Genomic DNA, 23,022 nt, shown 5'->3' with positions numbered 1-23,022 from the left:
GAAAACTTGGTACAACCCCGGCCTCATGATCCAACTCAAATACCTTTCCGCCTATTCACCGGGCCTGCAGGCACAGGTGCAGCAACTGATAGCCGAAGATCGGCTAGGTGCGCACCTGCAGACCAAGTATCCGGTGAGCAATACCGTACAGACCGACAAGGCGCTGTACCGCTATGTCTGTGAGCTGAAGCAGGAACACCTGCGCAATGCGCCGGCTATCGACAAGGTGGCGTTCGACAGCAAGCTCGATGTGGTGCATCACGCCCTGGGCCTGCATACCGCCATTTCGCGGGTGCAAGGTGGCAAGCTCAAGGCCAAGAAGGAAATAAGGGTGGCCAGTCTGTTCAAGACGGCGCCAGCCGAGTTTCTGCACATGATCGTCGTGCATGAGCTGGCCCATCTGAAGGAGCACGACCATAACAAGGGCTTCTACCAGCTGTGCGAGCACATGCTGCCCAACTACCACCAGCTGGAATTCGATCTGCGGCTTTACCTGACTTGGCGCGAGGGCCAGGCATGGTGATGTGCGCACTCAGAAAAAACCCCTGCCTATGCTGGCAGGGGTTTTTTCTTGCATGCGCAGGGCGATGCTTAGCGGCTCTTATTGCTCGGGTATCGGCTCGCCGCGGGTCTTCCACAGCGAGTAGAGCACGCCAGCCAGCAGCAGGCCAAAGGTCACGCCTAGCGAGATAGGCGAAGGAATCTTGATGCCCAGATTGACCAGGAAGATCTTGACGCCGATGAAGACCAGCACGATGGACAGTGCGTACTTCAGGTAATGGAAGCGGTGCACCATGGCGGCCAGGGCAAAGTACAGTGCACGCAGGCCCAGGATGGCGAAGATGTTCGAGGTGAATACGATGAAGCTGTCGGTGGTAATGGCAAAGATGGCCGGGACGCTATCCACGGCGAACACCAGATCGGTCACTTCGACCATGATCAGCGCCAGGAACAGGGGGGTTGCCCACCAGACCTGCATGGCTGGGTTCTTGGGGTCGGCCGCTTTGACGAAGAAATGGTTGCCCTGGATTTTCTCGGTAAAGCGGAAGTGGCCCTTCAGCCAGTTGATCAGCGGATTGCTGGCAACATCGGTGGCATCGTCCTTGGCCAGCAGCATCTTGATGCCGGTGAACACCAGGAAGGCACCGAAGAGATAGAGCACCCAGGTGAATTCATGTATCAGGGCGGCGCCCAGGCCTATCATCACACCACGCATGACGATGGCGCCGAGGATGCCCCAGAACAGCACCCTATGCTGATAGACGCGGGGGATGGCGAAGTAGGTGAAGATCAGCGAGATGACGAAGACGTTGTCCATGGACAGGCTCTTCTCCACCAGGAAGCCGGTGAGATAGTCCATACCGGCCTGCGCGCCCAGCTGGTACCAGACAAAGCCGCCAAACAGCAGGCCCGCGCTGATATAGAAGGCGGAGAGCTTGAGGCTCTCCTTGACGGAGATTTCGTGGTCCTTCTTGTTGAGGACACCTAGATCGAGGACAAGCAGGATGATGACGACAGCCGCGAAGGTGCCCCACATCCAGATTGGATAGTTCATGGTGGATTTCCAGTCAGTTCAGTAAATTATCAGGCGTACCGCCATGGCGGTACGCGGCAATGAAAGCAGGCGCCGGGCGGGGTATCCCCCAGCCCGGCACCGGGCGGCTTAACGTAAAGCCTGCAAGGCAGCAATGCGTGTTTCTATGGGCGGGTGGCTGCTGAACAGGCCAGCCATGCCGCCGCTGATGCCCGAGGCAGCCATGGTCTTGGGCAGCTCGCCTGGCTGGCGGCCCCCCAGCACCTGCAGCGCATCTATCATGGGCGCCGTGCTACCCAGCAACTGGGCGGCACCGGCATCGGCGCGGTATTCACGCTGGCGCGAGAAGTACATGACGATGATGCTGGCCAGGATGCCGAACAGGATCTCGAACACGAAAGAGGCAATGTAATAGCCTATGCCGGGGCCGCTGCTTTCCTCGTCGCTCTTGCGCAGGAAGCTGTCGACCAGATAGCCGGCCACCCGTGACAGGAACACCACAAAGGTATTGACCACGCCCTGTATCAGGGTCAGCGTCACCATATCGCCATTGGCGATATGCGCCACTTCATGGGCCAGTACGGCCTCCACTTCACGCCGGCGCATGCTGGTCAGCAGCCCGGTGGAGACGGCCACCAGCGAGTTGGATTTGCTGGCGCCGGTAGCGAAGGCATTGGGGGCGCCCTGGTAGATGGCCACTTCGGGCATGGGCAGGCCGGCGCGGCTGCTCAGCTGCCGCACGGTATCGACCAGCCAGGCTTCATCGGCATTGCGGGGCGAGCTGATGACCTGCGCGCCGGTGCTCCACTTGGCCATGCTTTTCGACATCAGCAGCGAGATAAAGGCACCACCAAAGCCGATCAGGGCCGAAAAGCCCAGCAGCATGCCGAAGTTCATGCCGTTGGCCGTGAGAAAGCGGTCAACGCCCAGGATACGCGCGCTGATGGACAGCACCAGCATGACCGCCAGGTTGGTCAGCAGGAAAAGCACGATGCGTTTCATGATTTGGATCTCCCATGTTCAGGCCGGGGCCTGTGTCGATCAGGAACGGGCGTAGCGTACGGCAAGTGAGATTGCGAAAGAATCGAGTATATTGGTATGAATACTTCGATTTTCTCGATGAATCATATGGCCAAGCCTGAACTCAATTACAAGCACCTGCACTACTTCTGGACTGTCGCCAAGGAGGGCGGTATTGCCCGGGCTGCCGAGCGCCTGGGGCTGAGTCCGCAAACCATCAGTGGCCAGCTCGGTAAGCTGGAGCGCGAAATGGGCAGGGCGCTGTTCAGGCAGGCCGGCCGGCGGCTTGAACTGACCGAGGCGGGCCGGGAGGCATTGCGCTATGCCGATGAGATCTTCCTGCTGGGCGAGCAGTTGCAGGAATTTCTGGCCAATCCCCAGCTGGTACAGGCTAGTCGTTTGACTGTGGGCATAGCCGATTCGGTTCCCAAGCTGGTGGCCTATAAGCTGCTGGCGCCGGTATTGCAGGCCAGCCCCAGCGTGCGGCTGGTCTGCCATGAAGGTGAGTTCGAGGAGCTGATCTCGGCCTTGTCGCGCCACAAGCTTGATGTCGTGCTGTCGGATCGCGACCTGGGCCAGGGGGGGCAGCGGCGGCTGGTGGGCAGGCGGGTTGCGTCCTGGCCTATAGGTATCTACGCCAACCGGACCCTGCTGGCACGGCAGCTTGAGGCGGAGCGGGGCGTGGTGCCGCAACGGGCGCCCATGCTGCTGCCCAGCAAACGCAGCTTTCTGCGCTCGCGGCTGGATGCCTGGCTGGATGCCCAGGGCTTGAATCCGGTCGTGGTGGGGGAGTTCGATGACAGCGCCCTGCTGACTACCTTCGGCGGCAATGGCGTGGGGTATTTCCCGGCGGCCACCATGCTGGCAGAGACGCTGGCCCGCCAGTACGATGCAGAGTTGGTGGTGGTGCTGCCTGAGTTGCACGAGGACTACTACGCCATCAGCACCCCCTCACGGCTGCCCAGCCCGCATATTACGGCGCTGCTGCGGGCGGCTGAGGTGGCCTGACCGGCGGGTGCCGGAAAACAAAAAGCCCAGCGCTAGGCTGGGCTTTTTGTTTACATCTGGCTCCTCGACCTGGGCTCGAACCAGGGACCTACGGATTAACAGTCCGGCGCTCTACCGACTGAGCTATCGAGGAAAGGAGGCGCACTTTAATGTCCAGGCAGCCACTTGTCAAACATCTTTTGCATTTAATTTTTTATTTTTTCAGGGCTGGGTGATGAATCCTTTTTGCATCAATGGCTTGGCTGGTCCGGGTTTGCTGCAGGGCAGCATAGTGTATCGACGCCATTGAGCTAAGCTGAATCAGATAACGGGCCCATGACAGAGGCTGGGGAGCAAGGCTATGCGGGCGAGCACCTGTGAAACACTGATTTCGGACCCCTACCGGGCGGGTTTGGCACTGGGAGAGGGCCTGGCCGGCCTGGCGCCCGAGGTGGTGTTCCTCTTCACCGCCGTCCACTACGCCGGCAGCACCGAGCTGCTGGAGGGCCTGTACGACGCCCTGGGCCGCGATGATCTGGTGGTGATAGGCAATAGCGGCGACGGCTACTATGCTGCCGGGCGGGCCTCCGACCTGGGGGCAGTGGCGCTGGGCCTGAACAGTGGAGGCAAGGTGCGCTGGACCGTAGCCTGTGCACAAGGCGTGGGGGATGACCCTGTGGCGGCCACCCGGTCGGCCTTTGCGCAGTTACGCAGCGCCATGGCAGAAGAGGCCGCGCTGGTGTTCCTGGCGGCCGATTTCCGCGCCGATGCCAGCCAGATAGAAATTGTGCTTCGCGATGAAGTGGATTGCCCGGTGGTAGGGGGGCTGGCGGCAGATGATGACAGGATGCGTACCTGCTACCTCTACGCCAACCGGCAGGTATTACAGGATGCCGTGGTATTGCTGGGTATGGCCGGCGCTGTGCGTTTTGATATCAGCATAGGCAATGCCCTGACGCCTGTCGGCCGGCCGGGGTTGATAGAAGAGGCCGAAGGCACGGCGCTGTATCGTATCGATGGCATAGGCGCCATGGACTTTATCGAGCGCGAAACGGGCAAACCGGTACTGCAGACGGATCGCGGCGTGGTGGCGCTGACCATCGTGGACCCGAATCGGACCGCGCAGCGACGCTTGCGCGCCATCGTGCCTGACTTCGGTCGTGGCCATGGTGCCATCGGGCTGTATGGCGGAATCGAGGCGGGCAAGACGGTGCAGGTCTGTCTGGCCAACCCGTCCGACCTGATGGCCGAGGTCAGCCGCATTGCCGGGCGGGTGGCTACCCTGGATTTCCAGCCTGTGGCAGGGCTGATCGTCAGCTGTACCGGACGCAAGCAGATGCTGGGGAACGATATCGCCCGCGAGGCGGGCATTCTGGCCGAGTCGTTCCCTGCAGGGCTGGCGATTGCAGGTTACCCCTCGTTCGGCGAGATTGGCCCCTTGCGTGAAGGCGAGGGCTATACCCGCAATCTCTTCCACAATATGACCTATATCCTCCTGCTGGTGGGGGGCTGAGCCAGGGCATGCCCATGACCTATCGACTGCTCAGCATGCTGGACCCGCCACCCCCCGGCTTTCGGCTACAGGATGTGCAGAAGCGCGACCTGCTGTCGGGGGCCGTCGCTGTTTATTGCAGCTCGGCCGAGTCGCTCTACCCCTTGGTGGAGATGTTCTGTCAGCGCGTGGCCGGGGTGCTGATCGTCCCTGGTGACGGCTTTCGACAGGAGCAACTGGGCACCTTGCTCTGGCGCATGACCTTGCCCAGCCGCTTGCAGTCGGCCATGCGGGTGCTGGTGGAGCCCCTGCTGGCGGCCATTGAAACTGCCTTGGCCCAACGGGAAAAGGCGGTGGAGTTGGGCAGCACCCTCAATCGCCTGCGCTATGACCTCGATATCGTAAGGGGAGACTATCTGCGCGTGACAGCCAAGCTGCAAAGCCAGGTAGCGCAACTGGTCGAGACCCAGGCCGAACTGGTGCAGGGCGAGGCCGAGTTGCGCGCCATACTCGATCTGCTGCCGCAGCTGATCTACGCCAGCGATGAGCGTGGGCGCTTGCTGCTGGCCAATGCCTCGTTTGCCCGCAAGCTGGGTCTGAGCGACCCGCAGTTGGCGTGCGGCCAGGAGGTACGGAACCTGAATCTGCCCGCGCGCTGGCTGGGCCAGGCTGCGCTCGAGGATAGCCTGGTCTGGCAGTCGAAAGCGCCCCGCGCCATGGCCGATTTGCAGCTGCTGCAGGCCGATGGCGAGCTGTCGCACTACGAGGTGCTGAAGCTGCCCTGGACATGTGGCGGCCAGGAGGCGGTGCTCACGGTGCTGCATGATGTGTCGGCCAGGCATGCGGTGGAAGCGCAGATGGTCAGCCTGAACGAGGAGCTGGAGAAGCGCGTGCAGCAACGCACGGGCGAACTGCAGGAGGCCAATCGCGAGCTGGAGTCCTTCTCCTACTCGGTTGCGCACGACCTGCGTTCGCCCCTGCGGGCGGTCATGGGCTTCAGCCAGATACTGGAGGCGGAAGCCGGCAACCTGGATGGTGAGCAGCGCGATATGCTGCAGCGGGTGCAGGCTGCGGCGGTGCGCATGTCCCAGCTGATAGACGACCTGCTGATGCTGGCGCAGGCCTCGCGCATGCAGCTGGAACGCCGACCCCTGGATGTCGCGGCACTGGGCCGCCAGGTGTGGCAGCAGTTTGCGCACCTGCGCGGCGACAGGCAGGTGGTGTTCGAGTGTGAACCTGCCCTGCCTGCGTTGGCCGATAGCCGCCTGGTGCAATTGGTGCTGGAGCAGTTGCTGACCAATGCCATCAAGTTTACCCGTGGTCGTGTCGAGGCCAGGGTAGGGCTGGGGCATCTGCAGCTTGGCGACGAGACGGTCTATGTTGTACGCGATAATGGCGTAGGTTTCGACATGGCAGCCGCCGAGAAACTGTTCATGCCGTTTCAGCGCCTGCATAGTACGGCCCAATTTGAAGGTAGTGGCATAGGCCTTGCCACCGCGCGCCGCGCCATTAGCCGCCATGGTGGCCGTATCTGGGCGGAGGCGCAGCCTGGCCTGGGCGCCCAGTTCTATTTCACCCTGCCAGATGGTTAATACAATGATGCGATGGATAGCAGCAGCAAGCATGTTGGTCAGCCTGGCGGTGCAAGGTGAAACGCCGGCGGCCGAGGCACAGAAGCTCTATGCTGTGGAGTTCCGCACCGGCCCTGCCTGGAAGCCTGGTCTGGTGCCGCCAGCCCAGCCCTATTTCAAGGAGCATTCGGCCAACCTGCAGCGCTTGCGTAGCGAGGGTGTACTGGTGGCCGGCGCACGTTATGGCGAGGTAGGCCTGGTGGTGTTGCGGGCTACCAGTCTTGCCGCCGCCGAAAGCCAGATCGCCCAGGATCCGGCTGTGATCCATGGCCTGTTCAGCTACCAGCTCAACGAGATGCTGGTGTTTTACCCCGGGCATCTGGGCAAGCCAGTGAGCTCGCCGTGAGGCCCGCCTGGCTGTTCGTGCTGCTGTGGCTGACTTGCAGTGGTGTGGGCTTGGCAGCCTGCCGGCAGGACTACCGTGTGCCCTACATCACCCTGGGTTATGCCAGCTACACCGATGAGCAAGGCCAGCCGGCCGGGTACTTTATTGACCTGTATCGGGAGCTGTCGCACCGCACCGGCTGCCGCTTCGTGATCGAACCGATGCCGGCACAGCGTTTGCGCGCCACCATGGTGGTCAACCGCATACCCCTGTTCGGGCCTGCAGCCGCACCTGCCACCAGCGAGGCACGTGGCCAGCGGCGCTTTGTACCGCTGACCCGTGAGCCCATGGAACTGGTGGTGCGCAAGGATCTGGCGGTCCGCAATGTGGCTGACGCCATGAGCCGGCCAGGCCTGGTGTTCGGCACCATACGCGGTGCCAGTTACGGCGAATGGGTGGAGCAGAACCTGCCCCGACTGCCGGTCGCGCAGCGGGAAGAATCGGTGGATGCCGAGACCGTCTACCGCAAGCTGGTGGCAGGCCGGATTGGCGCCACCTTTGGTAATGCCTATGTCTATCGCTGGCATCTGGATCGTATGCAAGAGCCCGATAGCGTGAGCGTATTGCCGCTGCCGGAGCGTCATCGTACGGTGGTGGGTATGGTGTTCAACCATGACGGCATGGCGCCCGAGGATCTGGAGCGGCTATTGCGAGCCGTGGTGGCAATACGTGACGATGGCAGCTTCCGCCGCATGGTGGCCCGCTATCTTGGCGACGACTTGGCGCGGGACCGCTTGTATCAGGGCAGCACCAGCCATCCTTGAGTGGCTTGCCCGCCGGTCTGGCGGGGACTATGCCAGCAGTTCATCCAGCGCTGCCGCCAGGGTTGCAATCAGCCTGTCCACATCGGCCGCCGTGGTGGCGGGGCAGACCAGCATCATGTTGTGGAACGGGGTGATCAGTATGCCCCGGTTCAGCAGGTAGAGATGCAGGGCATGTTCCAGTGTGTGATCCATGGCGGCTTCAGCCTCGCTGCCATTACGGGGCGGCTGGGCACAGAACTGGAATTCGGTACGCGCCCCCACCTGGCTGACACACCAGGGCAGGCCACGCTGGCCTATGACCTGCCGCAAGCCGTTGGCCAGCCGTTCGGCCAGTTCGAACATATGCGCATAGGCCTCCTCTGTCATTACCTCGGCAAGGTTGGCGCGCATGGCGCACATGGCCAGGGCGTTGGCAGTGAGGGTGGTGCCTATGCCAGAGTGGCCGGGTGGTGCGGCGGACTTGCTGGCCTGCATGCGCTGGGCCAGTTCGCTGGTAAATCCATAGACGGCACAGGGCACGCCGCCCCCTACCGGCTTACCCAGTACGAAGAAATCCGGCTCCAGGCCGTGCGCCAAGGCATAGCCGCCAGGGCCGGTGGAGATGGTGTGGGTCTCATCGCAGACGAACAGTGCGCCGGCCGCCCGTATCAGTTCCCGCGCAGCCTGCCAGTAGCCTGGCTGTGGTAAGACCATGCCGATATTGGTCATGGCGGGCTCTGCCAGCACGCAGGCGATATCCCCGGCTGCCAGCGCCTGCCGCAAGCTGTCCAGGTCATTGAACTCCACCACCACCGTGTGCTGGGTCAGGTCATACACCTGCCCCAGCAGGCTGTCGCGCTGGCTGGGCTGGCCTTCGATCAGGTCGACAAATACATCATCCACCGTACCGTGATAGCAACCGTTGAATACCAATACCTTGCTGCGCCCCGTGACCGCACGGGCCCAGCGTATGACAAAGCGGTTTGCATCGGTGGCCGTCATGGCGAATTGCCAGCAAGGAAGGCCGAAGCGTTGCGCCAACAGCTCGCCCACTACCGCCGCATCCTCGCCTGGCAGCATGGTGGTAAAACCCAGCTGGGTCTGCCGCACTACGGCGGCGGCAACAGGCTCAGGCGCGTGGCCGAACATGGCGCCGGTGTCACCCAGGCAGAAGTCCACGTAGTCATGCCCGTCCACGTCGTGAAAACTGGCGCCCTTGGCGGCCTCAACGAACAAAGGGAAGGGCGTACCCCAGTCGGTCATCCAGTGCAAGGGCACGCCATAGAGCAGGTGCGATTGCGCGCGGTGGGCCAAGGCCTGCGAGCGAGGCCGGGAGGCGATATAGCGACCTCTTTCACGGGCCAGCAGGGCCTGCAGGCTGTCGTTCTGGATACCGGTAGGGTGGGCCATATCATCCTCGACTGTTAATGAAATTCATCGTGGTGTTTAATATATGCACCATTTTGCCCATGCCGCAGGCGGCACGTAAAGGGCACGGCGGGCAATGATGCGGGGGCTGGTAAACAGGCGCTGACCCCGTGCCGGCTGGGATAACCTGATCGAGATACACACCATGCTTCCAATCGCCATCATCCAGCATGTGCCCGACGACGGCCCCTGCTACTTTGCCACCTACCTTGAGCGAGCAGGCCTGCCATATCGGGTATTTCGCCTGTTCGACGGCGACGCCTTGCCGGCCCGTATCAACGCGCATAGCGGTCTGTGCATATTGGGTGGCCCCATGAGTGCAAACGATGACCTGGCCTATCTGCCGCCCTTGTTTGAGTTGGTGCGGGCAGCTGTCCAGGCAGACATCCCGGTGATAGGCCACTGTCTGGGCGGCCAGATCATGGCCAGGGCACTCGGTGGGACGGTACAGGCATCCGAGCATGTCGAGATAGGCTGGAGCGAGCTGGAAGCGCTGGAGGATGCGGCGGCCGATTGGTTTGGTGGTGCTGCCAGCCTGAGGCTGTTTCAGTGGCATGGCGAGAGTTTCAGCATTCCACCAGGCGCTCGCCATCTCGTGCGGGGGCGCTATTGCGCCAACCAGGCCTTCAGCCTGGGTAGCAAGCATCTGGCCATGCAATTCCATTGTGAGGTGGACGAGGCCAAAGTGAGGCGCTGGCTGGTGCTGGGGCAGCAGGAGCTGGCGAGCTGCACCTCGCCTGCCGCCCAGCAGGCAGAGCAGATACTGCCGAACCTGGCGCAGGCCATTGTGCCAAGCCAGCAACTGGCTGATGCCATCTACAGCCGTTGGGTAAAGGGCTTGATGGTTTAGAACCAGCCCCTATTGCCAATCCGGCACGCCATATTTGGCCAGCAAGGTCTTGAGCCGGCCATCGGCACGCATGGCGGTGACCTCGTCCTGCAGCAGCCTGGCATATTCGCGAGCCTTGGGGTGCTTGGGTGAGAAGGCAATATGCAGGCCGGAAGGGGTGACAGAACGCTCGCAACCGGCGTCCTTGTAATGGCCTTGCCAGTTTTTTTCGTTGATGGTGTAGGCCAGTACTGCCTGATCCTCAACGACGGCATCGAGTCGCTTGTTGCGGAGTTTTTCCAGGTTGCGTAGCAAGGCATCATCGCCAGTGACGGCCTGTATCACCTTGGGGTTGGCCTTGAAGTAGGCATCCAGGGTGTCGCCGTAGGCGTAGTCCTGGATGGCACCTATGGTGCGGCCGGCCAGGCTGGCTACCCCCTTGTACTGCCAGCTGCCGTCTTTATGGGTGACAAAGCAATTGATGCTACGGCCCAGAGGCGCGGCACCCACTATCAGCTTGTTCTCTCGCACCTCTTCGTCACTGGCGCCGACGACGGCGGTAAAGCTGCCATCCCGCGCGGCAGCCAAGGCGCGGCTCCAGTTGAGATTCTGGTAGTCGACCTTGTGGCCAGCCTTGCCCAGGGCGGCACTGGCGATTTCTATCATGTAGCCAGGCTTGGCGCTTTGCGGCACGCAATTGAATGGACACCAGGAATCTGCCCGTATGGTGATGGTTTCTGCCATCGCCAAGGGGGCGCCGAGGCCTAGCGTCAACAGGTAGCCAGCATTGGCCAGATGGTGCAGGTGAGTACGCATGAGGAAAGGAACCTTGTGGGTATGCACTAGCTTGAGTTGTAGTGCACACCCTGCCAGGCACAAGTCCTTGCCCGAAAATAACCGCTAACAGAACCGTTTTAGCCTTGTTGTGCCTGAGTGCGCCTACGCCCGCACACGTAGCCAGAGCCGCTATACCGGGTCTTGTCGGCGACGCTTGACATTGCCGGGTCAGATGGCATGGCGACCACTGCTGACGCGCAAGGTGCTCAGCAGCTTGTCGGTATCTTCTGTACCGGTTTTCTGCAGCAAGCGGCCAAGGCTGCCGCGCAGCCAGTCGAACTGGCCGGCATAGTGGCCGTCTTCATGCAGCAGCCAGTTCGCCAGTCTGCATTCCTCGGTGGTGAAGCCGTAGACCTGGCGCCAGATGGCGCTGGCAGGTGGGGCGTGGTCGCCGACCATCAACAGCAGGGCGGTGCGGCTGATGCTGAATACCTTGTCCGTCCAGGCCGGGGGCATGGGCAGGCACAGCAGCCGCCAGCCGTGTCCTTGTCGCTGTAGCCGCAGCGAACTGGCATGTGCTTGCCCCAGCAAGCCTGATGCAGCAGCCAGCGCGACCCGCAAGGCGGTATTCATCTCCGGTGCATGCAGCCTACCATCGACCTGGCTCAGGCCACTGTCGAGGCGGAATACCACGGCGGCTGCCGCATTGCTGTATAGCACCCTGCCATCAATGCTCACTACGGCCAGAGCAGTGTCGGGATGACTGGGTTCGGCGTGGCGCCGGACGATTGGGGGGCGCTGAAGGCGGGTATGCGGCCTGCGCGGTGGGCTTGCGGTATTGGGCAGATACAAGTGGGCTAGTGTCATGCTGGCGCTCCTCCAGTGATGGAAGATAGGCCAGTGTCCGTGCCCGGTAATCACCCGGATGGAGGATAGGGCAGTGCCATTTTTACCATGCCGACAAGCGGTCAGCTTGATTGTGCCGCCAGCCAACCATACAGCCGGCTATTGTCTGCCCAGGCGGCGTTGAAGCGGAAGTGCCGGCTGCTACCGCCGTCCGGCAGGTAGAAACGCCCTGGGGCGAGGGCGATGCCCACGGTGGCGGCCGCTTCGGTCAGGCGGCTGACATCCATCTGTGGCGGTGCCTCTGCCCACAGGAACAGCCCGCCTGCGGGTTGGTGGAAAACCTGCCAGCCCAGTTCAGCCAGGCGGCCGCAGACGCGGGCCTGGGCCTCACCCAGGCGGTCGCGCAGGCGATCGAGATGGGTGCGGTGGTGGCCGTCGGTGAGCATGGACAGGGTAGCGGACTCCATGATGCCAGAGCCGGTCAGCCCCGCCACCATCTTGAGTTGTGTGGCGCGGGTCAGCAGGTCGGCACGGGCCAGCAGAAAGCCCACGCGCAGGGCTGGCGACAAGGTCTTGGAGAAGCTGCCCAGGTAGATGACGCGCTCCAGTCCATCCAGGCTGGCCAGGCTGGGGCTGGGGTGCAATTGCAGGTCGGCAAAGGGGTCGTCTTCCACGATATGGAAATCATGCCGGTCGGCCAGCTTGAGCAACTGATGTGCCGTGGCGGCCGTGGTGCTGGTGCCGGTGGGGTTGTGCAGGGCGCTGTTGGTGAACAGGGCGACCGGCTGGTGCCGGGCTGCTGCTTGCGCCACAGCGGCGACGTCCGGCCCAGCCAGGGTGCGGGGGATGCCGACCAGTTTGGCGCCGTGCAACAGCAGCGCGGCGATCAGGGTGGAGTAGCCGGGGCTGTCGATCAGCACGGTGTCGCCGGGCTTGACCAGCAGCCGCACCGCCAGATCCAGGCCCTGGCTGGCGCCGTGGGTCAGGACGATGCGCTCGGCCGGCGCTTCCAGTCCCCGCAGGGCCAGCCGCCACTGCAGATGGCTGCGCAGTGCAGGCAGGCCTTGCGGATGGCCATAGCGGGTCAGCAGGTCACCCGGTGCCTTGGCCAGATTGCGCAGCGCAGCCCTTACACCGTCCTCGTACAGCCAGTCATGCGGTAGCCAGCCGCCACCGGCCTGCAGCTCTAGTTCAGCGTCCTCATAGACGCGGCGCAGCAGCCAGGCGTCATCCACCGGCGAGCGTACCGGCGCCGCCGGTGGGCGCTGCCGTGTGGCCACGAAGTAGCCGCGTGCCCGCTGCGCCATGATCCAGCCACCGGCTACCAGCCGGTTATAGGCTTCGGCCACGGTAAACGGGCTGACGCCCGTAGCCTGGGCCAAACCACGCACCGATGGCAGTCGGGCGCCTTCACTGAGCAGGCCGCGTTCTATCTTGCCTATCAGGCCCTGCACGATCTGTTCGGTAAGCGGACTGGTGGCGCTGGGGTCGAGTTGCAACATGACTGTACTGGCCTGGGTATCTGTACATCTGGCTGCCGGATGGCAGGGCTTGTATATGGCGGTATAGCTGAATTCTCACCGATACTGGCGGCTAGTGACAAATGGCCGGAGAGTGCAGCGGCCAGTACATGACCAATACAGATCAGCCCCCAGCCACGGAGACCACCATGGGCCACAACGATAGCGAGCAACTGAATCTCAATCCCTACTGGATGCCTTTCAGCCATAACCGCTACTACAAGCAGGATGCGGCCCACCGGGTACATCGCATGCTGGCCCGGGCGGAAGGCAGCTATTACTGGACCACCGAGAACCACAAGCTTTACGACGCGCTGTCCGGCCTGTGGTGCTGTGGCCTGGGCCACCGGCACCCGCGCCTGGTGGAGGCCGTCAAGCAGCAGCTTGATGTGCTGGACTATGGTACGGCTTTCCAGATGGGCACGCCGGGCGTGTTCAAGCTGGCCGAGCGCATTGCCGAGGCGGCGCCGGCAGGCTTCGAGCATGTGTTCTTCTGCAATTCGGGTTCCGAAGCCGTCGATACGGCGCTGAAGATGGCGCTGGCCTATCACCGTGCCCGGGGCGAAGCCCATCGCACCCGCTTTATCGGCCGGGAGAAGGGCTATCACGGTGTTGGTTTTGGCGGCATCTCGGTAGGGGGCATGGTGGCCAACCGCAAGATGTTTGCCGCGGGTATGCTGCCGGGGGTGGATCATCTGCCGCACACCCACAACCTCAAGGAAATGGCATTCAGCCGGGGCGAGCCGCAATGGGGTAGCCACCTGGCCGATGAGCTGGAGCGGCTGGTGGCCTTGCATGATGCCTCTACCATCGCTGCCGTGATCGTGGAGCCCATGCAGGGCTCGGCCGGCGTTATCGTGCCGCCGCAGGGCTATCTCAAGCGCCTGCGTGAGCTGTGCACCAAGCATGGCATCCTGCTGATCTTCGACGAAGTGATCACCGGCTTTGGCCGCATGGGCCAACCCTTCGCCGCCCAGTACTTCGATGTCACCCCCGACCTCATCACCTTCGCCAAGGGCGTGAACAATGGCCTGGTGCCGATGGGCGGCGTCATCGCGACCAAATCGATCTACGACACCTTCATGACCGGCCCGGACCATATGGTGGAGTTCTTCCATGGCTACACCTACTCGGGCCACGCGCTGGCGGTGGCGGCAGCCCATGCCGCACTGGATGTGATCGCCGAGGAGCAGATCTACCCTCGGGTCAATGCACTTAGCAAGACCCTGGAAGAGGCTGTGCATGGCCTCAAGGGCGAGGCCAATGTGATCGATATACGCAACTGCCAGCTGGCAGCGGCGGTGGAGCTGGCGCCCATGGAGGGCAAGCCCGGCCTGCGTGCCATCCGAGTGTTCGAGGAGGCGCTCAAGCGCGGGGTGCTGTTCCGGTTTACCGGCGACATCATTGCCATGGGGCCGACTTTTGTTTCCACGCCCGAAGAGATAGGCCATATGGCCGAAGTCTTGCGGGAGTCGATCCGGGCGGCAGGCTGAGGCGCGCTCGCCATCGGTCATCTAATCCGTTGCCGTCGCCTATGCTGGCGTGACGGCCGCATCTGAATTACCCATACGCAGGGCAGGCATCATGGCAAATACCATACATCACTGGATCAACGGCGCCGAAGTGGCAGGCACTTCCGGCCGCTACAGCGAGGTTTACAACCCGGCACAGGGCGAGGTCAGCGGCCGCGTGCAATTGGCCAGCAGCGAGGAACTGGATCAGGCTGTGGCCGCTGCCAAGGCGGCGTTCCCGGCCTGGGCCGCCACCCCGCCGCTGCGGCGGGCGCGGGTGATGTTCAAGTTCAAGGAGCTGCTGGAGCGGCACGCCGATGAAATCGTGGCGGCCATCTCGCGGGAGCATGGCAAGGTCAGGGCCGATGCCCACGGTGAGCTGGTACGCGGCCTGGAAGTGGTGGAGTTCGCCTGCGGCGCGCCCCACCTGCTCAAGGGCGAGTTTGCCGAGAATGTGGGGACGGCAGTAGACAGCTACAGCCTGCGCCAAGCGCTGGGGGTAGTGGCCGGCATCACCCCGTTCAATTTCCCGGCCATGGTGCCCATGTGGATGTTCCCACTGGCCCTGGTGGCAGGCAATACCTTCCTGCTCAAGCCCAGCGAGCGCGATCCATCCACCGCCCTGATACTGGCCCGCTTGCTGAAGGAGGCGGGCCTGCCTGACGGCGTGTTCAATGTGGTGCAGGGCGACAAGGTGGCGGTGGATGCCATCCTGGCCAATGCCGATGTCCAGGCAGTCAGCTTTGTGGGCTCCACCCCCATTGCCCAGTATATCTATGCCACCGGTACGGCACGCGGCAAGCGAGTACAGGCTTTGGGCGGTGCCAAGAACCATATGGTGGTGATGCCCGATGCCGATCTCGACCAGGCAGTCGATGCCCTGATGGGCGCGGCGTATGGATCGGCGGGGGAGCGCTGCATGGCCATTTCGGTGGCGGTGGCAGTGGGCGACGAGGTGGCGGATGCCCTGGTGGCCAGGCTGGCGCCCAAGGTGCGTGCCCTCAAGATAGGTAGCTGGGATAGCTCGGCCGATGTGGAAATGGGCCCGCTGGTGACACGCGAGCATCGCAACAAGGTAGCAGGGTACATCGATGCCGGCGTGGCCGAAGGGGCCAGCCTGGTGGTGGATGGACGCGGCCATGTGGTGCAGGGCTGCGAAAGCGGCTTCTTCCTGGGGGGCTCGCTGTTTGATGGCGTCACCACCAGCATGAAGATATACCAGGAGGAAATCTTTGGCCCGGTACTCTGCGTGGTGCGTGTCGCCAGCTACGAAGAGGCCATACGGATTACCAACGAGCATGCCTACGGCAATGGCACCGCCATCTTTACTCGCGACGGAGACGCGGCGAGGGACTTTGTCGCCCGGATACAGGTGGGTATGGTGGGGGTAAATGTACCCATACCGGTACCCATGGCGTTCATGAGCTTTGGTGGCTGGAAGCAGTCGCTGTATGGAGATCATCATGCCTATGGTGCCGAAGGCATACGTTTCTATACCCGCCTGAAAACCGTAACTGCGCGCTGGCCGCAATCGATACGCTCGGGCGCCGAGTTCGTGATGCCTACCATGAAGTAGCCTGAGCGATGCCACCGCCTGCCAGGTGGCGCATGCCTGGCAGGTGGGCGATGGGCGGGGCGGCAATCCGCACGGCAAGGGCTAGACTGGGCTTATCTGCAGGCCGACTGCCGACGGAGCACTATCATGGACCAGCAACGCAGAAAGACACTGCGGCTACTGGGCGCCTCGCCCTTGCTGCTGGCTGCGGCCACACCGCCTGAGCGCTTTGTGGTCAGCTACAACGATGACTACGCGCCGTACTCCTATATAGACAGCGCCACCAGTACCAGCCGGGTGCTGGGGATACTGCCCGATGTGCTCGACCCCATTCTGAGCGAGCTGAACGGCCTGGTGCCGTCCAACGTCGGCCTGCCTTGGCGACGGGCACAGATGATGGTGCAGCAGGGGCTGGCGGAAGCCCTCTGTACTTTTGCCTCGGACGAACGCAAGCAGTACGCCCTGTTCCATAGCGTGCCGGTGGTACAGCTGCAGCCACATCTCTTCTTCAATGCCTATCACCTGCGCAGGGCAGAACTGGAGCGCATCAAGACCCGCGATGAACTCAAGGCTTTTTACCTGGTGGACCAGAAGGGTAACCAGTGGGCGGAGCAGGCGCTGAAGGATTTTCCGCATGTGGAGTGGACGCCGGGGCATGACGCCATCTTCAGGATGGTGATGGCTACGCGGGGGGATGTGCATGTTTCCCTGAGCCCCATCGTCACCAAATGGCGCTTGCGCAAGTTGGGCATATTGCAGGAGATCGTCTCCATCCCCGCTCCCTATATAGCGCCCAACGTGCCTTTCCACCTGGGGGTACGCAAGGATCACCCCCGTGCTGCCGAGATACTGGGGCATGTCGACGAGGTGCTGAGGGTGCCCGCCACCCAGCGCCGCATAGAGGATGTCGTGCGGCGCTATGCCTGAACCCTGGCAGGACCTGTAAATATTGACCGGATCGCCCCCGAAAAATGCCGACAGTCAGCTGCTGGCTTGGTGCTATATTGCCGCGCACTGCGAAACTGATGCGCCGCATACGCGGTAACGTAAGAGCCTGTTCACGATCTTTTCGTCCCGGCGCCGGGGTGAAGAAATCGTGAACAGGTTCAAAGACCCTGTTCAATACATTCAAGGTATGCACGTGATAAAAATTTCCCGCCTTACCTCCCTGGCTGCGGCCTGCCTGTTGCTGGCCCAACCCGCTTATGCAAGCGACCAGCCCGCCGTTGATCCCGCTGCACCGCCAGTTGCCGAGCCTGCTGCAAAGAAGACTGACGCGGATATGGCTGCCGAAGCCATGCGCGAGATGCAGGAATCGGAACTGTTCCAGACCTATATGGGCATTGTGGGCGAGCTTAGCCCCCTGGTAAGCAGCGAGTTGGACCTGGAGACCAAGCTGGAGCGTATCGAGAAGTTCGACTTCTCCGAGCCTACCCAGCAGCGCCTGAAGAAGCTGTTTGGCAACGCCAGGCCCTTGCATTTCAGCAAGCAGAAACTGGCCGACGGCGACATTGCCGTGGATTTCAAGCTCGACCCACTCAATTACCACGACGAGCCTGCTGCCAGCCTGATGAACTGGTCCGGCATGGCTGGCCGTGCCCTGGTGAAGTCCGACATGCGTCGGGTCACCATGGCCGCCAGCTCCGATACGCTGGACATGGACAACAAGGAGCTGACGCTGAAAGCCACCGGTCTCACCATGGCGAGCAGCCAGGTGCAAGGGCCGCTGGATTTGTGGTTTGGCAACGGCGAAGCCAAGGTCGAGCAGGTGACCGTCACCCCCAAGCGCTTGCCCATGACGGTTCAGCTGCAATCCTTGCGCTATGGCTTCGATATACAAGCCAAGGGCACGACGGCTGTCATCGGCTATACCGGCTCGATCAAGGCCATCAAATGGGGTGAGGATAGCGTAGAAGATGCCAATCTGGCCGTGCGTATCAGTGGCCTGCAGCTGGAAGCCCTGGCGGCCATGAACAAGGACGCCAAGGTACTGGCTGCGCAGAAGCAGGCGCCGGATGCCCAGCTTAACGCTACCCTGTCCATGGTGATGAAGCATGGTATGGCCATGGTGAAGCAGGGCGTGGTGCTGGATGTTGACGATATCTCCGCCCGCTATCACGGTCACAAGGCCCAGATCAAGGGCCAGGTCAAGCTGGCCAAGCTGACCGACCGCGACCTGCAGAACTTCGACCGTATCATGAAGAAAGTGCAACTGCGTTTTGATGCCAGCGTGCCTCTGGGCATGGTTCGCGAATTATCGCGCACCATGATGGGCAAGCAAGGGGGCGAGGGCGTGGACAAGCAGCAACTGGACGAGGCCAGCGAGCAGATGGTGCGCAGCGGTATAGATACGCTGAAGCAGAACAACTGGGCTCGCCTGGAAGGCGACGTGCTGCGCAGCACCTTGGTGATGAACCAGGGCAAGCTGTTGCTGAATGGCAAGCCGCTGTCGCTGTCTGGTGGCAAGAAATCGGCCAAGCCGAAGAAGACCGCCAAGCGCGCAAAGAGCTAGGCTAGTCTGGCGCCGAGCACCCGCAAAAGGCCGCCGCAAAGCGGCCCTTTGTGTTTTACGGGCCGACAGCAGCTGGGTGGGACGTGCCTTTTACGCGACAGGCATGCGCTTGAGGGCGCTGCCGGACACTCCGCTTGCGTCGCCATGCGGACTTGCTCTCTGGGCATATTTCCCTTGGATATCAAGCCTGTGCCGCGTCGATGTCCAGGCGCGTGCCGTGAGTGGCTTGGTGGTGGAGTTTGCTTGCGGCGCCCTTGCGTGTGCGGGGCCTTAGCCGGCGCTGGCTGGCTATGGCATGCTGCGCCGCTGACCCTAAGACGGAGAATGCCGTGACTGCGCTGACTGTTCGTGTTTCCCTGGTGCTAGGGGCTACTGCCGCCCTGGCTTGCTCGCATGCCGTGTCCGCTGCCGCGCAGCGCAGCCCTGCCGATATCATCAAACAGTCTGCCGCCAGCGATTGGCGCCCTCTGGATGGGCAAAATACCGTGGTGATGGAGCTGAACGGCGGGCAGGTGATCTTTGAACTGGCGCCCCGTTTTGCGCCGCGTCATGCTGCCAATATCCGCAAGCTGGCGCGCAATGGTTATTACGACGGCCTTGCTGTGATACGGGTGCAGGATAACTTTGTCACCCAATGGGGCGACCCGGTGGACGAGGAGAAGGAGCCTGCCAAGGTCAAGCCACTGGGCGATGCCGAGGCCAAGCTGCCGGCGGAGTTCTCCATTGCGTACCGAGGATTGCCGATCGCCCGGCTGAAGGATGCGGATGGCTTTGCGCCGGTCACCGGCTTTAGCGAGGGCATGCCGGTGGCGGCCGACCCGAAGAAGAACCGTGCCTGGATACCACACTGCTACGGCGTGATCGGTGCCGGCCGTGGCAATACGGTGGACAGCAGCAACGGCAGCAGCCTCTACGTCATTATCGGACAGGCGCCGCGTGCACTGGATCTGAACATCACGGTGGTGGGGCGCGTGCTCAAGGGTATGGAGTTGCTTTCCGGCTTGCCGCGTGGCGGCAGCAATATGGGTTTCTATGACAAGCCCGAGCAGCATGTGCCCCTGCAGCGGGTACGCTTGCTGGCCGATATCCCTGCGGCCGAGCGCCCCGCGCTGGAGGTACTGCGTACCGATACGCCCACGTGGCAGGCACTGGTGGAATCGCGCCGCCATGCCAGTGGTGATTGGTATGTGCATAGCGCCGAGCACACCAATGTCTGCAATATCGGCATTCCTACCCGCCCGCTGGTGCCTGCAGCCAGCTGACGGACGCTGGCGGCCCGCAGCACCAATAGGACTACGGTAACTGGGCAGGGCGGTGGCTAGCCAGTTCACGCAAGCCGGCCGCCAGGATGGGGTCGTCGGTATTGCTGGCGGGCTGGGTCAGGTCTACCCGTATCGGTGGCTGAAAGTCCTCGCGCGGCGTGCCACGGACATGGAACAGCCGTTCGGCGGGGACATTGGCGCTGATGCCGCTCTGCGGCAGAGGGATAGTGTAGGTGGCGCCCAGCAGCCCGGCCATGGCAGTGCCGACCACCTGGGCACGGCCCAGGCTGTGCAGGCCTATGGCCAGGCCTTCTCCCATGCTGCCGGTCCAATGGTCCACCAGTACGACCAAGGGGCGGGTGTACTGGAATGGCCCGCGTGGCTGTACCAGCTCCAGCCAGGCTCGGGCTATGCCGGTTTGCTGGGCCTCCAACGGCAGATCGTGCCGTTGATAGGCGGCTTCCACTGCAATAAAGCGGCTCATGATGGCGCGGGCTATCTTGCTGTTGCCGCCGCCAGGGGTGTCGCGCAGATCCAGGATCAACCCCTGGCTGTCGCCTAGCTCGGCCAGGGCTGCATCAAAGGCCGTAATCAGCGCGTCCTTGCCCAGACTGTTGTTGAGCCGGATATAGCCGGTGCTACCGATACGCTTGTGGCTCAGGGGCGTGCTGGCCTGTGTGCTGACACCCGCCAGCGTGACCTCCAGCGGCTTGCCGTCTGCCAACAAGCGCAGCTGGCGTGGCTGGTCACGCCTGCCTGCCAGCAGTGAGCGCAAGGCCCAGTCGCGGGCCCGTTGGCTGGTCTGCGGCGCTACCCGCCCAAGTTTTTGCGCCACGGCTACGGCAATGGGCTGGCCCTGTATATGGGTCATCACCATGCCCGCTTGCAGGCCTGCCTTGGCGGCAGGGCTATCTGGCCGCACCTGGACCAGCCGGGCGGTATCGCCCTGCCAGGCCGCCCACAGATCGGTGCCCGAGGGAACCAGCCGTGGCGAGCTGGGGGTGTTGCGGTTGAGCTGGGTGTGGTCGTCGTGCAGCTCTTCCAGCAATTGTTCCAGCACCGTGATGAAGGCAAGCTGATCGCGGGCCTTGGCGGCCAGGGGGCGGTAGTGCGCCACGGCGGCCTGCCAATGCTGTGGCCCGTCGGTGAAATAGGCGTAGTTGGCCGTGACTTCGGTGGCCAGGGTGTCGAAGTCGGCCAGGTAGTCGCTGGCAGGCGGGGTGGGGGCGGCCTTGCTGCAAAGGGTGCTGAGCAGCAGGCCCAGGGTGCAGAATAACTTTCTCATGCAGATAGGGGCTTGGTGTAGGTGGATGCCACATTCTCGTCCCCATGCGGCGTTGTGCGTAAAAAATTTCTCCTCGCACAGGCCTGCCTGGGCACCGCAAATTCTGGCATGTGTGCTTTGGAGGCGGTGAGGGCGTGGTAGCCGGCAAGCCCGCTACCGAAAATAAGGGGCAAGGTGCCGGTCCAGCTCAGCGATCACATCGTTGGCCAAGGTAATGCCCCGGCCATCGCGATTGACCAGGGTGTCGCTGGCGCAGCCATGCAGGCGGGTGGCCAGGCAGGTGGCCTGCCAGGCAGTGAGGCCTTGTGCCATCAGTGCGGCGATCAGGCCACTCAGCAAGTCGCCTTGGCCCGCATTGGCCAGTGCGGCGCTGCCGCTCTGATTGACCGCCATGAGGGCGCCGTCGACGATGACGGTACCTGCGCCCTTGAGCACGATGGTGGCATGGTAGCGGCGGGCCAGCGCTGCCGCAGCGTCGTAGCGGTGCTGCTGCACCTCGGCTGTACTGCAGGCCAGTAGCCGGGCGGCTTCGGCCGGATGGGGCGTCAACACGGTAGGCGCCTGGCGCGGGCGGGCGGCCTGGGTGAGGCGTGGATCGCTGGCCAGCAGGTTGAGGGCGTCAGCATCCAGTACCAGTGGCTGCTGGCTGCTCAGCGCATGGTGCAACAGATCGGCAGCCGGCGCGCCTTGGCCCAGGCCTGGCCCCAGCAGTATCAGATCGGCCGCATCCATCAGCAGGGTATCGGCCGGACGCAGCATCAGCTCGGGACGAGCTAGGTCTGCACTGGGTACCGGCCCCAGCAGGCCGGTAAAAACCTTGCCGGCGCCTGCCTGCAGTGCCGCCCTGCCGGCCAGCAGGGCGGCACCGGTCATGCCCTCTGCGCCGCCTATGATGCAGATGGTGCCATAGCTGCCCTTGTGGCTGTCGGCCGCACGCGGTATGCGGATGGTTTGGGCCACGGTGGCTGTATCCGGCAGGGCGGCCTGATCCAGCGTGGGGGCGGACAGGCCCAGCTTGTCCAGCAGGCAGAGCCCGGTATAGTCGCAGGCTGCGCCGGTTGCCAGCCCACGTGCCTGACCGATGAAGCTCAGGGTCCAGCGGGCCTGTATGGGGGCGCCCAGCAGTGCGCCGCTGTCGGCGTGTACGCCGCTGGGCACATCGAGCGCCAGTATCGGTTTGCCCAACTGGTTGACTTGGGTAATCAGCGCCTGCCAGTTTGGCTCCAGCGGGCGGTTCAGGCCCAAGCCGAACAGGCCGTCGATGATGACGGTGCAGGTCCCTGTCGGCGCCTGGGTGCTCTCGGTGCCGCCGCAGCGCTGCCAGTCGAGGTAGGCCGTGGCAGCGTCAGCGGGCAGGTTGCCTGGCCCGGCTGGCATGCAGACTGATAGGGTATAGCCCAACTGTCTCAGCAAGGTGGCGGCAACCAGTGCGTCGCCACCATTGTTACCCGGCCCTACCAGCACGCCGATGGGTGCGGCCTTGCCGAAGCGACGCGAGATAAAATCGGCGGCGGCGCGCCCGGCACGTTGCATCAGGGGCAGGCCCAGCTTGCGGGCCTGCTGTTCTATCTGGCGTAGCTGCGATACGGTATGGAACATGGCGGCTGGATACGGTCATAGCAAGAAGGGGCGATGTGTTCTGGATCATAGACTGCCCAGCGCGGCGCTTGTTGATGTAATACCTGCGGCGAGTGTGAGATAGGCA

Annotated in this window: 20 protein-coding genes and 1 tRNA gene; 12 read left to right on the top strand and 9 right to left on the bottom strand. The window is 62.9% G+C overall.

Going from position 1 to position 23,022, the window contains the following annotated elements:
* The first annotated feature begins 25 nt into the window (after positions 1-25).
* Entirely contained in the window at positions 26-523 is a 498-nt protein-coding gene (locus QWZ03_RS20745) for a M48 metallopeptidase family protein (RefSeq protein ID WP_290334521.1), read from the top strand.
* Positions 524-601: 78 nt separating this feature from the next.
* On the opposite strand, the gene QWZ03_RS20740 is transcribed toward QWZ03_RS20745, so the two are convergent.
* Together QWZ03_RS20740 and htpX are read right to left on the bottom strand one after the other, a co-directional pair.
* A complete protein-coding gene (locus QWZ03_RS20740) occupies positions 602-1,555 on the bottom strand; it encodes a TerC family protein (protein ID WP_290334520.1) in 954 nt (317 codons plus the stop codon).
* Positions 1,556-1,663: 108 nt separating this feature from the next.
* Positions 1,664-2,536 (bottom strand): protease HtpX, encoded by an 873-nt coding sequence (htpX, locus tag QWZ03_RS20735; RefSeq protein WP_290334517.1) that lies wholly within the window; start codon positions 2,534-2,536, stop codon positions 1,664-1,666.
* A 96-nt stretch (positions 2,537-2,632) separates the two neighbouring features.
* Here htpX and QWZ03_RS20730 point away from each other — a divergent pair, with 96 nt between their 5' ends.
* Positions 2,633-3,562, top strand: a complete 930-nt coding sequence (locus tag QWZ03_RS20730; protein WP_290334516.1) for a LysR family transcriptional regulator — start codon at positions 2,633-2,635, stop codon at positions 3,560-3,562.
* Positions 3,563-3,619: 57 nt separating this feature from the next.
* On the opposite strand, the gene QWZ03_RS20725 is transcribed toward QWZ03_RS20730, so the two are convergent.
* Positions 3,620-3,695 (bottom strand) — tRNA-Asn (locus QWZ03_RS20725).
* A gap of 207 nt (positions 3,696-3,902) precedes the next feature.
* Between QWZ03_RS20725 and QWZ03_RS20720 the strand changes: the two genes are divergently transcribed.
* Genes QWZ03_RS20720 through QWZ03_RS20705 form a run of 4 tightly spaced genes read left to right on the top strand, consistent with a single transcriptional unit; the run spans position 3,903 to position 7,813 of the window.
* Positions 3,903-5,054, top strand: coding sequence for an FIST signal transduction protein (locus QWZ03_RS20720; protein WP_290334514.1), 1,152 nt, complete (start codon positions 3,903-3,905; stop codon positions 5,052-5,054).
* A gap of 14 nt (positions 5,055-5,068) precedes the next feature.
* Complete coding sequence (locus tag QWZ03_RS20715; RefSeq protein WP_290334513.1) at positions 5,069-6,625, top strand: sensor histidine kinase; 1,557 nt, start codon at positions 5,069-5,071, stop codon at positions 6,623-6,625.
* Positions 6,626-6,656: 31 nt separating this feature from the next.
* Complete coding sequence (locus QWZ03_RS20710) at positions 6,657-7,010, top strand: YciI family protein (RefSeq protein ID WP_290334512.1); 354 nt, start codon at positions 6,657-6,659, stop codon at positions 7,008-7,010.
* Positions 7,007-7,813, top strand: a complete 807-nt coding sequence (locus QWZ03_RS20705; RefSeq protein WP_290334510.1) for a substrate-binding periplasmic protein — start codon at positions 7,007-7,009, stop codon at positions 7,811-7,813. The genes QWZ03_RS20710 and QWZ03_RS20705 overlap by 4 nt, the downstream gene beginning before the upstream one ends.
* Before the next feature lie 27 nt (positions 7,814-7,840).
* Here the strand turns inward: QWZ03_RS20705 and QWZ03_RS20700 are convergent, their stop codons facing one another.
* On the bottom strand, positions 7,841-9,202 hold the full coding sequence (locus QWZ03_RS20700) for an aspartate aminotransferase family protein (RefSeq protein WP_290334508.1): 1,362 nt from the start codon (positions 9,200-9,202) through the stop codon (positions 7,841-7,843).
* A gap of 163 nt (positions 9,203-9,365) precedes the next feature.
* Between QWZ03_RS20700 and QWZ03_RS20695 the strand changes: the two genes are divergently transcribed.
* Positions 9,366-10,070: a type 1 glutamine amidotransferase gene (locus QWZ03_RS20695; RefSeq protein WP_290334506.1), complete on the top strand. Its 705-nt coding sequence runs from the start codon at positions 9,366-9,368 to the stop codon at positions 10,068-10,070.
* Positions 10,071-10,079: 9 nt separating this feature from the next.
* Here the strand turns inward: QWZ03_RS20695 and QWZ03_RS20690 are convergent, their stop codons facing one another.
* The 3 genes from QWZ03_RS20690 to QWZ03_RS20680 form a co-directional block, all read right to left on the bottom strand.
* A complete protein-coding gene (locus QWZ03_RS20690; RefSeq protein ID WP_290334503.1) occupies positions 10,080-10,865 on the bottom strand; it encodes a substrate-binding periplasmic protein in 786 nt (261 codons plus the stop codon).
* Between the two features lie 189 nt (positions 10,866-11,054).
* On the bottom strand, positions 11,055-11,693 hold the full coding sequence (locus QWZ03_RS20685) for a hypothetical protein (protein WP_290334501.1): 639 nt from the start codon (positions 11,691-11,693) through the stop codon (positions 11,055-11,057).
* A gap of 101 nt (positions 11,694-11,794) precedes the next feature.
* Complete coding sequence (locus tag QWZ03_RS20680) at positions 11,795-13,174, bottom strand: aminotransferase-like domain-containing protein (RefSeq protein ID WP_290334500.1); 1,380 nt, start codon at positions 13,172-13,174, stop codon at positions 11,795-11,797.
* Positions 13,175-13,341: 167 nt separating this feature from the next.
* Between QWZ03_RS20680 and aptA the strand changes: the two genes are divergently transcribed.
* From aptA to QWZ03_RS20655, 5 genes are all read left to right on the top strand, one after another.
* On the top strand, positions 13,342-14,685 hold the full coding sequence (gene aptA / locus QWZ03_RS20675; RefSeq protein ID WP_290334499.1) for an omega-aminotransferase AptA: 1,344 nt from the start codon (positions 13,342-13,344) through the stop codon (positions 14,683-14,685).
* Positions 14,686-14,776: 91 nt separating this feature from the next.
* Positions 14,777-16,279, top strand: a complete 1,503-nt coding sequence (locus QWZ03_RS20670) for a CoA-acylating methylmalonate-semialdehyde dehydrogenase (RefSeq protein ID WP_290334498.1) — start codon at positions 14,777-14,779, stop codon at positions 16,277-16,279.
* Positions 16,280-16,405: 126 nt separating this feature from the next.
* A complete protein-coding gene (locus tag QWZ03_RS20665) occupies positions 16,406-17,185 on the top strand; it encodes a substrate-binding periplasmic protein (protein WP_290334497.1) in 780 nt (259 codons plus the stop codon).
* Positions 17,186-17,399: 214 nt separating this feature from the next.
* Positions 17,400-18,770: a DUF945 family protein gene (locus QWZ03_RS20660; RefSeq protein ID WP_290334496.1), complete on the top strand. Its 1,371-nt coding sequence runs from the start codon at positions 17,400-17,402 to the stop codon at positions 18,768-18,770.
* A gap of 329 nt (positions 18,771-19,099) precedes the next feature.
* On the top strand, positions 19,100-20,032 hold the full coding sequence (locus QWZ03_RS20655) for a peptidylprolyl isomerase (RefSeq protein WP_290334495.1): 933 nt from the start codon (positions 19,100-19,102) through the stop codon (positions 20,030-20,032).
* Positions 20,033-20,063: 31 nt separating this feature from the next.
* Here the strand turns inward: QWZ03_RS20655 and QWZ03_RS20650 are convergent, their stop codons facing one another.
* Together QWZ03_RS20650 and QWZ03_RS20645 are read right to left on the bottom strand one after the other, a co-directional pair.
* Positions 20,064-21,317, bottom strand: a complete 1,254-nt coding sequence (locus QWZ03_RS20650; protein WP_290334494.1) for a S41 family peptidase — start codon at positions 21,315-21,317, stop codon at positions 20,064-20,066.
* 153 nt (positions 21,318-21,470) lie between these two features.
* Entirely contained in the window at positions 21,471-22,916 is a 1,446-nt protein-coding gene (locus tag QWZ03_RS20645) for an NAD(P)H-hydrate dehydratase (RefSeq protein ID WP_290334493.1), read from the bottom strand.
* Positions 22,917-23,022: the final 106 nt, after the last annotated feature.

The sequence above is a fragment of the Chitinimonas viridis genome, assembly GCF_030409555.1.
Taxonomy (GTDB): domain Bacteria; phylum Pseudomonadota; class Gammaproteobacteria; order Burkholderiales; family Chitinimonadaceae; genus Chitinimonas; species Chitinimonas viridis.
Note: the sequence above shows the minus strand (reverse complement) of the source record. Positions and strands in the feature narration are given on the sequence as shown.